This is a genomic window from Paraburkholderia translucens (genome assembly GCF_020881035.1).
Taxonomy (GTDB): domain Bacteria; phylum Pseudomonadota; class Gammaproteobacteria; order Burkholderiales; family Burkholderiaceae; genus Paraburkholderia; species Paraburkholderia translucens.
The window spans coordinates 58,556-74,467 of record NZ_JAJITC010000004.1 but is presented as its reverse complement, the minus strand read 5'-3'; the positions used below and the strand labels follow the sequence as shown (position 1 = coordinate 74,467).

The following is a 15,912-nucleotide window of genomic DNA, read 5'->3' as shown; positions in this document are numbered from 1 at the left end:
GGGCGGAACCTGAGTCTCCCCTCATGGACGGCAGAACGCAGCCGTACGTACATCACGTATCCTGACCTAAACTTCCGTTGGCGTTTTCGCACGCTCTGAAGATGGATTGAAGACGCTCTTGAGCCGTGAACGAGTCCACCAATCAACCGAGCCGTGCGCAAAAGGCCCATGATGAGGCCACCGAATTGGCAGACGAGGCACATCTGAAGGCCGCTATACGCGAGTTGCGCAAGCTGAGAAGAGAAAGCGGGCCCCTTGAACGTGCATGGTCCGATACACGGGTCGCTAGACAGAGGTACGAGCGGGAATACGCGTTCCTAGTCAAGCAATTAAAGGAACGTGAGGACCGTATTATGGATGAACTATGGCCGTATCTTGCCAAGATCGAGGCACTGGAGAAACAGGTGAGGAAGTTGGACCGAAAAATACGGAAAGCGCAGTCCGGCCAAGGTCATCCAGCAGCTCTATGAAGGCCGCGCTGCAGACCTTGCCACCGCACACACTCTCTTATTCAGAGCGGCGCCGACGGCGATACCGCTTAGCCGCGAAAGGCGGCGGCAGCAGTCAGACCGCGACCGATGAGAATGGGGGGCTGGGTGCCTGCCCGCGTCCAGCAAACGGTCGATTTGCGAACAGGCGAGAAATGGGGTTCGGAAGAGGGTGGCGTTCTAATCTTCGTGTAAATTTTCCCGTCGATATTTCAATGTATCGCAGCGGTCCGCTAATCAATGAATCAAGCGCAAGCATTAAGCCGGGCAATCAGGAGCAGACGAAGTGCGGCGACATTATTCCGCCTCGCGCGCGTTGTGCGCGTACGCATTGCTCACTTGTGGCCAAGAATCGTGGTGCGAAAGTTGAATAACGGCACGAAATGTCGCATATATGCAACATTTTCGATAGAATGAAGAAAGGCCAAGAGACCACTGGAATACCGTGATCAGACTGCGACTAACCGAATTGATGGCCGAAGCGACGTTCAAGCGTGGGCAGCGCGTCGAACTAAAAGAGGTGGCCGAGGCCACGGGCCTCCATCGGACCACCCTTTACAGGATGGTCAATTTGCGCGGCTACAACGCAACGTTGAACAACATCGACGCCCTTTGTCGCTTCTTCGGGTGCGGCGTCGGCGATGTAGCCGTTTACGTGCCAGACGAGGAAGTGCCGCAGGCCTCTCTGCCTTCGGCAGCGGATAAAACCAATGCGTAAGCGTTTCACCGGCCACGGTGGCGGTCCCACTTGGGCCTCGGGCACCGGTCGAACCATCGAATTGCCTAATGCAACGGCCCAGCGAATGGCCTCACCTCAAAGGTATAGTGACCTGAAACAAAGGTACCCGGCGGGAGGGGGGGGCGCGCCTAAGTTGCTTGGAGCTTGCGAACGGTGCGCAGTCAATGCGCGCTGCGTCGCGCATCGCCAACGGCATGCATGCCGTCAAGAACACTAATAGAGCATGACCAACGTTTTCGAATCCGCGGCAGAGATCCGCGTCCTCGTGGGCTACTTGGCCGAGCAGCACGCCGCCTGGTTTGCCAGCCAATTCTTCGGGTCGCGCGCATCGGCGTTCCTCGCACCGGTGTTCGCCCGAACCGCGTTTCAAGCCCAATGCAATGGGGTCACCACAGCTGCAGCGCGAGTGCATGACGAAGCCATAGGCGTCGGCCGAACCCATCACCTATTTCGTCTTCCGGAGGTTCTCGAGCAAGGTGTCGCGGCCGCGCTGGCCGAAATCACGTTCGTTGAACAACTGCGCCAACATCTGACAGCGCCAGACGCAGCACTGGCCCGGCTTGAAGTCCTCTCGGCTCCTGGTGCCGCCAGTGAAGGCGCGCAGGTTATGGCGGGCGAATTCGTCGATGATGCGGAGGCGCTGCTCGGGGCCATTGCAGGTGTGTATCTCGACGGATTCCGTAAGGGCATCAAGACCTTCCCGTTCGTGCGGGAGGCATAGTGGCTCGCCCACCCTTCTACACAAGTCAGTTGGCAGCTGGTGCGGGCCTCGTTGAAGAGACTCGGCTGCTTCTGTCCCTCTATGAGCAAGGCATGGAGCCCCAAGGGCTCCTGGGTCATGCGCTTGAGTCTGGCCTGTTCCCACGCGTCACGGCGCGCAGGCTTCGCAATGTGGTGATCGAGTGTTTCGCACCCCGCTACCTGCGCGAGCCCGATGCCGCATGGATGTTGAAACGTCTTGCTGAGCACGTCTGCCGGGCTGAGCTTCTGCAATTGATGTTGCTCTACACCGCACGTGCCAATCTGGTCCTGAGCGACTTCGTCACCCAGCTCTACTGGCCCCGGTATGCCGCTGGCCGTGATGGGCTGACCTCCGAGGACACCAAGGAGTTCTTGCTCCGTGGGATTCGCGCTGGCCGAACCCAGAAGCCCTGGTCTGACAGCACCATCCGCCGGATGTGCAACTACCTGCTCAGCTGCTGCGCTGACTACGAGCTGCTGTCTAAGAACATCCGAGGGCTGCGGCGGATACAGGCACTCCGGGTTCAAGACCGCGTGGCCGCCTACCTGGCTTATGATTTGAAGTTCCAAGGCCTGGCCGACAACCAGATCGTCGGACATGAAGACTGGCAGCTTCTTGGCCTTCAGCCCAACGATGTGCGAGATGTCCTCAAGCGGCTTTCGCTGCAGGGCTATCTGATCCTGCAAGCCGCCGGAGACGTGGTGCACATCGGCTGGAACTACAAAACCAAAGGGGAGTTGATCGATGTCCTCACTCGATCATGATTTCAACGAGCTTATTGAGCGCGTGAAGCATGGCCGCGAGTTCGGTCATGCCAGCTTCGAGCCGATCTTCTACCTGGTCTTTCACCCGGAGCAAATCCTGGACGTGAAGCGACGGCACGCGGCATGGGGCAGTAGGTTGACGAACGAAGGGTGGGACGTCCACCAGTTCTCCATCGCCAAGGAGGTTGGCGACATCCTGGCGCAAGCGCCCATGCGCAAGGTCTGGGTTGTGGCCGATCAGAAGGCGCCGCAGGCCTGGGACAAGACCAACAAGTCGCTAGCCAACGCGGTCGCCACGGGCGCCCTACAGAAGCGGCTGGAGGCCAAATTGGAGGGGCTGGAAGGCAAGCCCCGCAGCATCCTGCTAGTGACCGATCTGGAAGCCCTGCATCCCTACATGCGCATTGGCGTCATCGAGGGCCAACTGCAAGGCAAGTTTCATGTGCCCACCGTGTTCCTCTACCCCGGCGTTCGCACCGGCAAGACGCGCCTGAAGTTTCTCGGGTTCTACCCCGAGGACGGCAACTACCGTTCAGTCCACGTCGGCGGCTGACCCCCCAGAGAAGCGACCTATGAACATCAAGCAACTGTTTGACCCGTCCCGGGACATCTACCGCAGCATCGAAAAGGTCATCGCCTACGGCGTCTCGCAGGAAGAGCGCCTGAAGAAGGAGGTGTCCGAGTACGTGGTGACCGACAGCATTGACGAGCAGTTCAACAAGCTGCTGCTCAAGATGCAAGCCGCCATGGATGCCGGCGGTGAAAACGAAGTTGGTGTGTGGGTATCGGGCTTCTACGGCTCGGGCAAGAGTTCGTTCACCAAATACCTGGGCCTGGCGTTTGACGACCGTATCCAGATCGACGGCGTCCCGTTTCGCCAGCACCTGCAAGACCGCCTGAAGCGAACCACCACGCGCCAGCTGCTCAGCACCGTCGCCAAGCGCTTCCCGGCCGCCGTGCTGTTGCTTGACTTGGCGAGCGAACAGCTGGCAGGCGCCACGATGGAGGAAGTCTCCACGGTACTGTTCTACAAGGTGTTGCAGTGGGCGGGCTACTCGCGCAACCTGAAGGTGGCCGCGTTGGAGCGTAAGCTGCGCCGCGAGGGCCGCTACGAAGAGTTCCTGAAGCTGTTTCAGGAGGCCACCGGCGGTGAGCCTTGGTCGCAGTACCGCGACGATGAGCTGGTGGTGGACAGCCTGGTGCCCGCCATCGCCCACCAGCTATACCCCACGCTGTTCAAGACCGAAAGTTCCTTCACCACCGAAACCAGCGATGTGGTGGTGTTCGAGAACGACCGGGTCAAGGAGATGCTGGCCATTGCCCGCGAAGCCTCGGGCAAGGACTACATCATCTTCATCATCGACGAGGTGGGTCAGTACGTAGGCTCGCGCCAGAACCTGATCCTCAACCTCGACGGCCTGTCGAAGAACCTCAAGGCTCTCGGTGGCGGCAAGGTGTGGATCATCGGCACGGCGCAGCAAACGCTGACCGAAGATGATCCCCGTGCCGCTCTAAACTCACCCCAGCTGTTCAAGCTGAAAGACCGCTTCCCGATCCAGATCGACCTGGAGGCAAACGACATCAAGGAGATCTGCTTCACCCGCCTGTTGGGCAAGTCTCCCGAGGGTGCGCAGGCCTTGGGCGTGCTGTTTGACCAACACGGCCAGGCCCTGCGCCACCACACCAAGCTGGAAGACGCGCGCGCCTTTGGCGCCGACTTCGATCGCAAGACCTTCATCGATCTGTACCCCTTCCTGCCGGCGCACTTCGACATCTTGCTGCACCTGCTCGGCGCGCTGGCGCGCTCCACCGGTGGCATTGGCCTGCGCTCGGCGATCAAGGTGATTCAGGACATTCTGATCGAGAACGACGGTGGCCGCACAGCCGTGGCCGACCAGGCTGTGGGCTGGCTGGCCACCACCGCCACCCTTTTCGACGCACTGGAGAAGGACATCCAGCGTGCCTTCCCCAACCTGTACAAGCCGGTGCAAGAGGTCTGCCGCAACCGCTTTTCCAGCTCGCCGCTGCATCACCAGGTGGCCAAGACCGTGGCCATCCTGCAAATTCTCGGCAACCTGCCTGTCACGCGCCAGAACGTGGCGGGCTTGATGCACGACGGCGTGTCCCTGGCCAGCCGTGCCGAGGACGTGAACCGCGCCATCGAGGAGCTGATCGCCGACCGCTTTGTTCCCTTCGGAGAGCAAGACGGCCAGCTGCGCTTCTTCAGCGAGAAGCTGAACAACGTCGAGCAAGAGCGGAGCCAGATCCCTCTGCGCGCCGTGGAGCTCAAGCGTTTGGCGAATGCTGCGCTTACCGAGGTCTATGCCCCGCTGCCCAGTACGCAGCTCAATGGCTCACTGGCTGTGCAGACGGGCCTGAAGGCGCAGGGTGCTGGCGGCCTGCCAACTGCACTGGCGGGTGATCGCAACACAATTCAGACGCTGGTCGAGATATGTGACCCCAAGGAGTACGAGGCAGCTCGCACCCGACTTCAAGACGAGTCGCGCCTGGTTTCCAGCAAGTACCAGGTCCTCCTGATTGGCCGCACCACGCCCGAGATCGAAGAACTGACGGCCGACATCTTTCGCTGCCGCGAGATCGCCAACAAGCACCGCAACGACCCCGACCAAGAGGTCAAAGATTACTGCAACGGCCAGTTGGACCGTGCCAGCCGCCTGGAGGGCGAACTCCAGCGCTTGATTCGCCGCAGCCTGGTTCAAGGCTCGTACATCTTCCGTGGCCAAGTCTCTGCGGTGGAATCGCTGGCGCCTGAGCTCCTGGACGCCGCCCGCAAGCACCTGGCCGCTGTAGCCGAGCAGGTGTTCGACCGCTATGCAGAAGCCCCGGTACGCGTGGCCACTGACACGGCGGAACGCTTCCTGCGCGCTGGCAACTTGGCCGCTATCACCTCACAGATCGACCCGCTCAGCCTAATTCAGGTGAAGGCCGGCAAACCTTCGGTGAAGGTGGATCACAAGGCCTTGGTCAGCATCCGTGACACCATCGAGCGCACCAGCCCCATCGATGGTAAGAGCCTGTCCGAGCGATTCGCTGATGCCCCCTTCGGCTGGTCACCCGACACCTTGCGCTACTTGGTCGCGTCGCTGCTGGTGGCCGGCGAGGTAAAGCTGAAGGTGGCCGGGCGTGAGGTCACCGTGAACGGCCAGCAGGCCGTGGATGCGCTGAAGACCAACAACAGTTTCAAAAACGTGGGCCTGTCACTGCGCGAAGACAAGCCCTCAATGGAGATGCTGGCGCTGGCCGCAGACCGCCTCACCGAACTCAGCGGTGAGCTGGTGGTGCCGCTGGAAGACGACATCAGCAAGGCCACGGTGCGCCTCTTCCCCAGCCTGCAGAATCGCTACGCACCCCTGGCAGAGAAGTTGAGGAGCCTCGGCCTTCCGGGTGAAGACCGTCTGGATACCTTGGGCCGCGAGATCGCTGATGTGCTGCTCACGGATGCCTCCGATGCGCCCCAACGCCTGGGAAAGGCTGAGTCACCGCTCTATGCCAGCCTGAAGTGGGCCGCCGAGCTGCGTCAGTCACTGGATCAGGGGCTGGAGGTCACGCTGCGCGGCCTGCAAGACCTGCGGACCCTGGTGGATAGTCTGCCCAACACCGGCGAGCCTGCTGCTCTGAAAGCTGACCTAGCCGAGCCATTCAGTCAGCTGGACGCGCAGCTGGCGCAAGTCGACTTCTACCGTTCTGCCGCCGACCTAAACAGCCGGTTGACCAGTCTGCGGGCGCGTGTGCGCGAAGCAGCTCTGACCCTGCAGGCCACGCAGGCCGATCGCCTGAAACAGGTAGCAGCCGATGTGCAGCGCGTGCCCGAGTGGGGGGAACTGACTCAGCAAGAGCAGCAAGAGCTGCTGGCCAGCCTGGAAGGCCTGGCAGTGCAAGCCAGCCCAGACGCCCAAGGCCTGCGCACCCTGGTGAACCAGGACTTCGTCATTCAGACCCAAGCACAAGACGCCAAGGCGCGCATTGAGCACTTGGGCCGTGAGCGGGTGCAAGCCCGCATGAAGGCCGAGACCGAAATCAAGGCTGGCGGTGCCCAGGGCAAAGACGAGCCCAAGCCTGCCGTACAGCGCAAAGTCAAAGCCCGTGGCCACATTACCACCCTGGCCGATCTGGATGCACTGATCAAAGAGCTACAGCGCGTGCGCTCTGAACTGAGCTACGCCCACGCCTTTGAACTGGACCTGAAGCTGGAAAACTGACTCCATGGCCTTTGACGACAAGACCCGGGGCCGGCTGCAGAAGCTGGTCACCGAATGCCGCGGCCTGCTGACCGACGAGTTCCGCATCCAAGTTCAGCAGACCTATGGCTTGGACCCGAACACCGGCGCGGTGACACCGCTGGACCGCTTGACACACCTCTCCGCTGCCGAGCGCGAAACCGCCGACCTGCTCCGGCAAACCCTGGCGCACTACCTGGCATCAGAAGGGCTGGCTGACAATGCAGACCACCGGGTGCCCATCATCGACCGCATCGTGCGTGAGCAGGCCTTCACGGTGTTGAACCGTCTGGCAGCGCTCTTGATGATGGAGGCTCGCGGCGTACTGCTTCCCGCGGTCAGGCAGGGTCAGCAGTCGAAGGCGTTTGAGCTGTACAAGATGGTGGCCGGCAGCGCGTTGGGCGAAACCGGTCAGGCCTACCAGGCCTTCTTGTTCAGCTTGTTCGACGAATTCGCGCAAGAGCTGCCTGCGCTGTTTGACCGCTTTGCACCTCAGGGACGCTTGTTCCCGCGGGAAGCGGCCTTGCTGCAAGTGCTGGCCGCGCTCAACCACCACGAGATAGAGCCGCTCTGGCCGCAAGACGAAACTATCGGCTGGATTTACCAGTACTTCAACAGCAAGGAAGAGCGCAAGGCCATGCGCGAGGCCAGCCAAGCTCCGCGCAACGGCCGTGAGCTGGCGGTGCGCAACCAGTTCTTCACTCCGCGCTATGTGGTCGAGTTTTTGGTGGACAACACCCTAGGTCGTCTCTGGTACGAAGCAGGCCAAGGGGCTTCCGGCCTGCGTGAGCGCTGCCAGTACCTGCTGTGCAGCCCGCGTGATGTGTTTTTGCGCCAGTTCGACCGCGACGACCTGCGTCCCGGTAGCGTGCCCGCCCTTGTGATGGCTGCGAAATGGGACGACCTGCCGCCCTTTGACGACACCGATGCGGGCCTGCAGGCCATGATCGATTTCGCCCACTGCGTGGACGGCTACGCCCGCGTGCCGTCGGAGGCGTGGGACCCGCAGACTCACCAGTCGCTGCATGAGGGTCGGTTTGACGCCTACAGCACTCAGGCCCTGTGGGATGCCTTGTTCATGGAGTGCCGAACTGATCGCCACGGAGGGGACGGCAGCATCTACCGGACCCGATGGTTTATGGGGGCCTGCCAGGAGCTCTTGCGCCGCTGCCGTGTGACCGAACCGCAGCTGCAGGTCAAGCTGATTCCGTACCGCCGGTTGCGTGACCCCCGCGCCCTGAAGCTGCTAGACCCGGCTTGTGGCTCCATGCACTTCGGCCTGTATGCGTTTGACCTGTTGCTTGTCATTTACCGAGAGGCCTGGGATTGGGAGCAGGCCCACGGACCCGGCAGCCTGGACGTGAGCACCGCGCCTGATGCGGGGCTGCTGCCGCTTTGTCAGACCTATACCGACAAGGAAGATTACCTGCGCGATGTGCCGCGTCTGGTGATCGAGCACAACATCTACGGCGTGGACATCGACCCGCGCGCTGCGCAGATTGCTTCATTGGCGGTGTGGCTGCGAGCACAGCGCGCTTGGCACGACGAGGGCGTGAAGGCCAAGGATCGGCCGGCCGTAGGGCTCGGCCACGTCATCGCTGCCACCGCGCCACCGGCCGAGAGGGAACTGCGCGAGCAGTTCGCAGCTGAGCTGGACGAACTGGATGCCGAGCTGTTCAGAAAGACCCTGCAACTTCTTAAGGGCGTGCCCGAACTTGGCGTGCTGCTTCAAGTGGAGCGCGAACTGCCGCGCTTGGTGCGGTCAGTGTTTGGCGAGCACGGCAGCCTGTTCCATGAGGCGGATGTGGAGCAGTGGCGCAAGGCAGAGGGCCGGCTGCGGGCGGCACTCATCCAATTCGCTCACGCGACTAAAGCCACCTACCAGGGGCGGCTGTTCGCGCAGGATGCGTTGCAAGGTTTGCGGCTAATTGACCTGTGCCGAGAGGTGTTTGACGTCGTGGTGATGAACCCCCCATTTGGTGCGCTGGCGGCGAATACTAAGGATCAGCTCTCCAACAGCTATTCACGCAGCAAGAGCGACTTGCTAGCAATCATGGTCGAGCGCGGGCTTGATTTGCTGCGTGCAGGCGGGCGCATCGGCGCAATTACGTCTCGCACTTGCTTCTTTCTGTCAAGCTTTCAAAAGTGGCGAGAGGAGCTTGTACTCAGTTCGGCTAGGCCCGAGATCATGGCGGACCTGGGCCTAGGTGTTATGGATGATGCAATGGTGGAAGCAGCTGCTTACGTACTGGAGAAGACTGCATGACGACATTTCTCCGGCTGCTGCAGGACGCAGACAAAGCAACCGCGCTTCAGCAGATATGCCGCGATTTCAGGGCTGGGCGCTCAACAACCGAAACTTTTGAAGTGGACGTTAGTGTCCTCAAAGAGGTGCCCGGATCGCCATTTGCTTATTGGATAAGCGCCAATGTCCGGAGCGTGTTCAAGAGAATTCCCCCTTTTGAGGCTCAAGGCCGAACCGCTCGTGCGGGCCTACAGACATCAGATGACTTTCGGTTCTTGCGCGCGAATTGGGAAACCGAGGCGCTACGCGAAGTCTGGGTTCCTCTTGCGAAGGGTGGGACCCACTCTCCCTTTTATGCGGACGTTTTCCTCGTAGTTAAATGGGCAGGCCACGGCAAAGAGATCGCGAACTTCTGCAATACGAAGACTGGTGAGGTGATTTCGTACATTAGGAATAGCGATTTCTACTTCAGGCCAGGTCTGTTCCAAACTCTGCGCGCTGCTCGCCTCGCTCCGCACTTAACACCCCCGGGCTGCATATTCGGAGACAACGGAACGCAAGCGTTCTCGGACTCCGCGGACCTGCTGGCGATCCTTTGCATACTGAACTCTGGAGCAGCCGATAGCCTTCATAAACTGCTTCTAGGGAGAGCTGGATTTGCCCTTTACAGAAATGGGACACTATCTCGTCTGCCTACCCCTTCGCCGGGAAGCGAAGAAAGCTCGCGCCTCAGCGAGATTGGCCGCGAATCTTGGTTGCTGAGGCGACGATTGGACACGGTAAACGAGGTGTCACATGCCTTTGTCTTACCGACAGCGATTCGTGATCGAGTCGGAGACTACGAACCGACCGCAATACAGCGTAAGCTTGCTTGCCTGCAAGAGGAGATTGACGAAATCGTCTTTAACCTCTACGGATTCAACGAAGTTGACCGCGCTGCAGTGCAGGCTAGCCAAGATGCGGCCAATGAGGACGATGCGGAAGTCGGCGACGACGCCGAGGCTGACGACGACACCGCCTCGGGAATATCACAGACCAACAGCCTCATTTCCTGGGCGGTGGGCGTAGCTTTCGGTCGCTTCGATTTTCGCTTGGCCACCGGCGAGCGCGCAATGCCGCCCGAACCGGAGCCCTTTGACCCACTGCCCAGAAAGAGCCCCGGCATGCTGCCCGATGGCGCGGCGCCCTTCCACGTCCACCCAGGCATCTTGGTGGACGACGCTGGGCACCCCCAGGACCTGGTTAGTGTGTTGGAAGACGTGCTGTCACGCGTAGATATCCCGGCACATGGAGACCTGCGCCACTGGCTTCAGAAGGACTTCTTCACCTTCCATTTGCAGCGCTATTCCAAGAGCCGCCGCAAGGCACCCATCTACTGGCCGCTGAGCACGGTGTCGGGCAGCTATACGCTGTGGATGTACTACCCCAGCCTCACACGCCAAACGCTGTACACTGCCATCAACGACTTTGTTGAGCCCAAGCTCAAGCAGGTCGATGAGGATGTGAATGCCCTGCGCAACAAGGATGGTGCTCGCACGCCCGATGAAGAGAAGCAGTTCGAAGCGCTGCAGACTCTGGCCCAAGAGCTGAGCGATCTGCGGGACACCCTCCAAGGCCTGGCCCAGAACTACCAGCCAAACCACGACGACGGCGTGCAGATCACCGCCGCGCCGCTGTGGCCACTGTTCCGCCACAAGCCGTGGCAGAAGGTATTGAGAGATACCTGGGCCAAGTTGCAGAAGGGCGACTACGACTGGGCGCATCTGGCCATGGCCTACTGGCCTGACCGCGTGCGCGAGCGGTGCAAGTCCGACAAGAGCCTGGCCATCTCTCACGGTTTAGAAGAGTTGTACGTCGAACCCGAAATGGCGCTCAAGAAGTCTCGTGGCCGCAAGAAGGCCGACACCTGACCCACGCACTATCAACCATGCGCATCGAAACCTTCATCCAGCAGGAGATCCTGACGCCCCGCATGACCGACAAGGGCGTGTTGGTAGTCTATGACCCTGAACGCCGCTACCTCGGCACCTGCAACAGCATGCAAAGCGAGCACTGCCGAGTGGTGGATGCCAGCACCAGCAGCATTACCAGCCGTGAGCAAGCTGCACAAGCCTTGGTGGACTTGGGCCAAGGGACGATCGAGCATTTACTGGTGTACGTGCCGGCCCCAGCCCCCGTGGACGACGAGGCCAAGCAAAGGGACCCGTTCAGCGCCTTCGCCGCCAGCGGTCGCGTGTTCCCGGATGGCGATGGCGATCGCTTTGAGAGCCTATGTCTCAACGCCAAGCCCGACCAAGTGCTGGAACTGCGCAAGGTGTTTCAAGCCGACCCGAACCCGTCGTTCGCGATCATCGACGCCTTGGGGGGCGGGGTGGGCTGGCCCACCTTGCGTGCCCTGCTCGGGGTGGAATCTAGCCGCAACATCTTGCTCGCGCTGATGGCGCCCAGCGCCGCCCAGGAGCAGGCCTTGAAGGCTGGTGACACTTGGGTGAACGAAGCACGAGATCTGCTCAAGAGCAGCTTGACTTTGACCCTGCGCACCCGCGGCCGGGCTTGGTCCTCCATCGCCGAAGAGCTATGGCGCTACGTGCTATTCAGCGAGTTTGCCTTTGACCTCCCGTGCCCTTTGCCGGACAGCCTGGCCGACTTACCAAAGGTGCCCGAAACTGGCCTGGCAGTGATCTATGCGCTGTGTGAAGACCTGCGCAACGACCGCCGGACTCAACCTGTATACATCGACCGTGCCCAAAAGCTAGAGCAGGAGTTGGGGCTGGCCCAGCACTGCGCCGCAATTCAAGACCTGGGGCCACGTGAGACCTTCCCATTCGAGGAGCGCAGCGCGCTGGAACGCGGCATGGCGGCCTTGCTGAGCGACGACGTGGATGGTGTGCGCAGCGTCTTGGATCGCCAGCGTCGCTCGGTGTGGGCTTCGCGTGGTGAAAGCCGGCTGAAGTGGGACCTGCTGCGCGCTGCTTTGGAACTGGGCCTTCGTTGTGAAGAGCTGGAAGAGCAGCTGCCTCAGCACTGCCAGGACATGGCCCGTTTGCTGGCGTTCTATACAGGCTCGCTGCGCGAGGCTGATCGGCTGCACCGCGAGTTCGAGCAAGCGCTGGGTGACTTCGAATGGCAAGACACCCAAAACGTCATGAAGCCGGTGCGCCAGCAAGCGCGCAGCGCCTATGGTCGCCTGGCCGAGAAAACCCAGCAGGCCTTCACCCGCCACCTGCAGGCGGGTGGCTGGCCTCTGGTGGGCCAACTGGCGAACGCGGATGTGTTCGACCGATTCGTCGCGCCAAAGCTGCAGCAGCATGGCCACAGGGTGGCTTATTTGATGATCGATGCGCTGCGCTACGAGCTAGGCGTGGCGCTGGAACAGCAGTTGGCCGACGACGGTGTGGCGGCACTGCAAGCGGCCCTGGCGCCGCTGCCCACCATCACGCCGGTGGGCATGGCGGCCCTGCTGCCGGGTGCGGGCCAGCAGTTGAGCCTGCGCCGAGACGCCGCCGGGCTGACACCCATGCTGGCTGACCAGCCCGTGATGAACGTGGCACAGCGCATGGACGTGCTGCGCAAGCGATACGGGCAGCGCTTCGCCGAGGGTCGCTTGGAGGAGTACGTACGCGGCCGCTTGGAGGTGCCGGCCGATGCTGACCTGCTGGTGCTGCGCGCGGTGGAAATTGACAGCCACTTCGAGAACAATCCCGACACCGCGCCCGCTGAAATCACCAACGCGTTGCGCCGCATCCGGATGGCCATCCACCGCCTAGAGGAGGCTGGCTTCCAGGATGTGGTGATCGCCACCGACCACGGCTTCTTCATCAACACCCATGCCGGTGCGGGTGACGTCTGCGGTAAGCCCGAAGGCAACTGGCTGATTGAGCACGACCGCTGCGCGCTCGGCGATGGGGCTGCGGGCAACACGCACTACCTGATGCCGGCTGACCGGCTGGGCGTGCGCGGTGACTTTGCCAAGGTTGCGGGACCACTGACGCTGGCCGCCTATAGGGCGGGCCTGCAGTACTTCCACGGCGGCGCCTCGTTGCAGGAGTGCGTGGTCCCGGTGTTGACGCTGCAGCTGAAGGTGCAGGCCCAGCCGGCGCTGACCCGTGCGGTGGTCTCGCTGGCCTACAAGAACGGCGCAACAAAGGTTACGACCCGGGTGCCGGTGATCGATGTGGCCGCGGACGGGGCCGATATGTTCTCGGCCGACAGTGCGTTCGAGATCTTGCTGGAAGCACAGGATGCCAAGGGCAATGTCGTGGGTGAGGCGCGCGCAGGTGGCGCCGTCAACGCGGCAACCGGTGCGCTGACACTGCACGCGGGCGAGAAGGTGCAAGTGACTTTGAGGATGCAGCTCGAATTCGAGGGCAAGTTCAAAGTGAAGGCGCTCGATCCCAAGACCAATGAGATCTACAGCCAGCTCGACCTGGCGACCGACTACACGGTGTAAGCCATGGAATACAGCCCAGACGACTTGGACCGCAAGCTGGCCACCGCCTTCGACGGCAAGGTGGTGCGCAAGGACCTGCTTCACCGCATCAAGAAGGGCACGAACGTGCCCACCTTCGTGCTGGAGTTCTTGCTGGCCCGCTACTGCGCCAGCGATGATCCGGCAGAGATCCAGGCTGGCATGGAAGCCGTGCTGGACACGTTGAACGAGAACTACGTACGGCCCAACGATGCCAACGCTGCCCAGTCGCGCGTGGCCACCAAGGGCAAGCATCGGTTCATCGACAAGGTGCATGTCAACTACGTGGAGAAGGACCGCCGGCACTGGGCTGCGCTGGAGAATTTCGACTCGCGCCGCGTAGCCATCGGCGAAAAGTACTACCGCGACAACGACCGCCTGCTGCAAGGCGGCTTGTGGGCGGAAGTGACCGTGGCCTTCAACGAGGTGGAAGACGACAAGTACACCTTCTACGTCGAAGACCTGCGGCCTATCCAGCTCAGCCGCTTTGACTTTGATCGCTACTGCGAAGGCCGCGCCGGCTTCACCCGCGACGAGTGGATGGACGTGATCCTGCGCTCGGTGGGCCTGGAGCCCAGCAAGCTGTCAGCCCGGGTCAAGTTCCACTACATCGCTCGCCTCGCGCCGCTGATTGAGGCCAACTACAACTTCATCGAGTTGGGTCCACGCGGCACGGGCAAGTCGTACTTCTTTAGCGAGTTCTCGCCCTACTCCACGCTGATCAGCGGTGGCCAAGCCACCAAGGCCGTGCTGTTCTACAACAGCCAGCGCCACAAGATCGGCCTGGTGGGCTTCTGGGACACCGTCGCCTTCGACGAGGTGGGCGGCCTGAAGGTGAAGGACCCGGACACGATCCAGATCATGAAAGACTTCATGGCCAACGGGCGCTTCTCGCGCGGCGTGGAGGTCATCGCGGATGCGTCCATGGCCTTCGTGGGCAACCTGGACCTGTCGGTGGACCAGATCGTGCACTCCGAGGTGTACGACCTGTTCCAGCCACTGCCCAAGGAATTCGACCTAGCGGTGCAGGATCGCTTTGCGTGCTACCTGCCGGGCTGGGAGATGCCCAAGAACAGCAGCGAATTCTTGACCAGCCGTTACGGCTTCATCACAGACTACCTCGCCGAAGCCTTCCACCATCAACTTAAGCAGACTAACCGCTACGAAGAGGTCAGCAAGCGCATCAAGCTGGGTCGCGAGGTGGAGGGGCGCGACGAGAAGGGCGTCAAGAAGACTGTCTGTGCGTTCCTGAAGATCCTGCACCCCAACGGCAGCCCGACCGACGCGGAGTTCGAAGAATACGTGGCCTACGCCGTTGAAGGCCGGCGCCGCGTGAAGGAGCAGATGAACAAGCGCAAGACGGACGACGAGTACGCGCGCATCAATCTGTCCTACATCAGCGCGACCGGGCAAGAGGTTGTAGTGTTCTGCCCCGAGTCGCGTAACGCCACGGCTACGCTGGAGCCCAGCCGCCGCAGCATCCATGGCGGCGCGCCTGTACCATCATTGGTTCCTGCGGAGCCAACTGCACCAGCGCCGTCACCTGCGGCCCCACCCGCGGTTGCGACCGTGGTTGAGCCAGAATCTACGCTGCTGGCCTCCGCAACTCCGCAGGAGATTGCTATGCCGGCCGAGCCTGAGCTGACCGAGCAGCACTTCACCATCCACTACGGTGACACTGGCCACAGCTACGAGTCCATCGTGCTGCCGTATCTGCGCGGCGCTCGGTCGGTAACCATCGAAGATCCGTATATCCGCGCCACGCACCAGGTGCAGAATTTCGTCCGCTTCTGCGAAGCCGTGATCAAGGCCCCCTCCGTCCGCAACATCATGCTGATCACCAGCTACGACGACACGACCAACCTGCAGGACCTGACATCGCGCCTAGACGAGCTCAAGCAAAGCTTGCTGGAACTGGACGTAGCGCTGGATGTGAAGGTGAACGAGAACCTGCACGACCGGGAGATCCGCATCGACAACGGCTGGACGATCAAGATTGGGCGCGGGCTGGACTTCTTCCAGAAGCCCGACAGCTGGTTCGGCGTGGGCGCCAATGACATCAGCTTGCGGCGGTGCTTGGAAACCAAGGTGGACATCTTCAAGGCACCTGCCGCCTAGATTGACGCTGTGCATCATGACATCCTGGCACAGGACACCCAATTGGCAGATGACCGAAGACCCCATGCGCAAGACTTTGGACGTCGTTTCTGCCGGTGGCGCGCCGGGAC

The 15,912-nt window shown here is 61.5% G+C and carries 9 protein-coding genes; all 9 read left to right on the top strand.

Annotation, left to right across the window (positions count from 1 at the left end; genetic code table 11):
• The first annotated feature begins 960 nt into the window (after positions 1–960).
• Positions 961–1,206 (top strand): helix-turn-helix domain-containing protein, encoded by a 246-nt coding sequence (locus tag LJ655_RS08190; RefSeq protein WP_230560755.1) that lies wholly within the window; start codon positions 961–963, stop codon positions 1,204–1,206.
• A 244-nt stretch (positions 1,207–1,450) separates the two neighbouring features.
• Positions 1,451–1,948, top strand: coding sequence for a BrxE family protein (locus LJ655_RS08185; protein ID WP_230560754.1), 498 nt, complete (start codon positions 1,451–1,453; stop codon positions 1,946–1,948).
• Entirely contained in the window at positions 1,948–2,733 is a 786-nt protein-coding gene (locus LJ655_RS08180; protein WP_230560753.1) for a BrxA family protein, read from the top strand. Before LJ655_RS08185 ends, LJ655_RS08180 begins: the two co-directional genes overlap by 1 nt.
• Entirely contained in the window at positions 2,714–3,286 is a 573-nt protein-coding gene (locus LJ655_RS08175) for a BREX protein BrxB domain-containing protein (RefSeq protein WP_230560752.1), read from the top strand. Before LJ655_RS08180 ends, LJ655_RS08175 begins: the two co-directional genes overlap by 20 nt.
• Before the next feature lie 19 nt (positions 3,287–3,305).
• Positions 3,306–6,953: a BREX system P-loop protein BrxC gene (gene brxC, locus LJ655_RS08170; protein ID WP_230560751.1), complete on the top strand. Its 3,648-nt coding sequence runs from the start codon at positions 3,306–3,308 to the stop codon at positions 6,951–6,953.
• A gap of 4 nt (positions 6,954–6,957) precedes the next feature.
• Positions 6,958–9,237 carry a BREX-1 system adenine-specific DNA-methyltransferase PglX gene (locus LJ655_RS08165; RefSeq protein ID WP_230560750.1) on the top strand — a complete coding sequence of 760 codons (2,280 nt, stop codon included), beginning with the start codon at positions 6,958–6,960 and terminating at the stop codon, positions 9,235–9,237.
• Positions 9,234–11,126, top strand: coding sequence for a BREX-1 system adenine-specific DNA-methyltransferase PglX (locus LJ655_RS08160; protein ID WP_230560749.1), 1,893 nt, complete (start codon positions 9,234–9,236; stop codon positions 11,124–11,126). Before LJ655_RS08165 ends, LJ655_RS08160 begins: the two co-directional genes overlap by 4 nt.
• Positions 11,127–11,143: 17 nt before the next feature.
• Complete coding sequence (locus LJ655_RS08155; RefSeq protein WP_230560748.1) at positions 11,144–13,666, top strand: PglZ domain-containing protein; 2,523 nt, start codon at positions 11,144–11,146, stop codon at positions 13,664–13,666.
• Positions 13,667–13,669: 3 nt separating this feature from the next.
• Complete coding sequence (gene brxL, locus LJ655_RS08150; RefSeq protein ID WP_230560747.1) at positions 13,670–15,802, top strand: BREX system Lon protease-like protein BrxL; 2,133 nt, start codon at positions 13,670–13,672, stop codon at positions 15,800–15,802.
• Positions 15,803–15,912: the final 110 nt, after the last annotated feature.

Excerpts from the sequence above, each read along its gene's own strand:
- LJ655_RS08190 (WP_230560755.1), top strand. The coding sequence starts at position 961 with ATGGCCGAAGCGACGTTCAAGCGTGGGCAGCGCGTCGAACTAAAAGAG.
- LJ655_RS08185 (WP_230560754.1), top strand. The coding sequence starts at position 1,451 with ATGACCAACGTTTTCGAATCCGCGGCAGAGATCCGCGTCCTCGTGGGC.
- LJ655_RS08175 (WP_230560752.1), top strand. The coding sequence starts at position 2,714 with ATGTCCTCACTCGATCATGATTTCAACGAGCTTATTGAGCGCGTGAAG.
- brxC (WP_230560751.1), top strand. The coding sequence starts at position 3,306 with ATGAACATCAAGCAACTGTTTGACCCGTCCCGGGACATCTACCGCAGC.
- LJ655_RS08165 (WP_230560750.1), top strand. The coding sequence starts at position 6,958 with ATGGCCTTTGACGACAAGACCCGGGGCCGGCTGCAGAAGCTGGTCACC.
- LJ655_RS08160 (WP_230560749.1), top strand. The coding sequence starts at position 9,234 with ATGACGACATTTCTCCGGCTGCTGCAGGACGCAGACAAAGCAACCGCG.
- LJ655_RS08155 (WP_230560748.1), top strand. The coding sequence starts at position 11,144 with ATGCGCATCGAAACCTTCATCCAGCAGGAGATCCTGACGCCCCGCATG.
- brxL (WP_230560747.1), top strand. The coding sequence starts at position 13,670 with ATGGAATACAGCCCAGACGACTTGGACCGCAAGCTGGCCACCGCCTTC.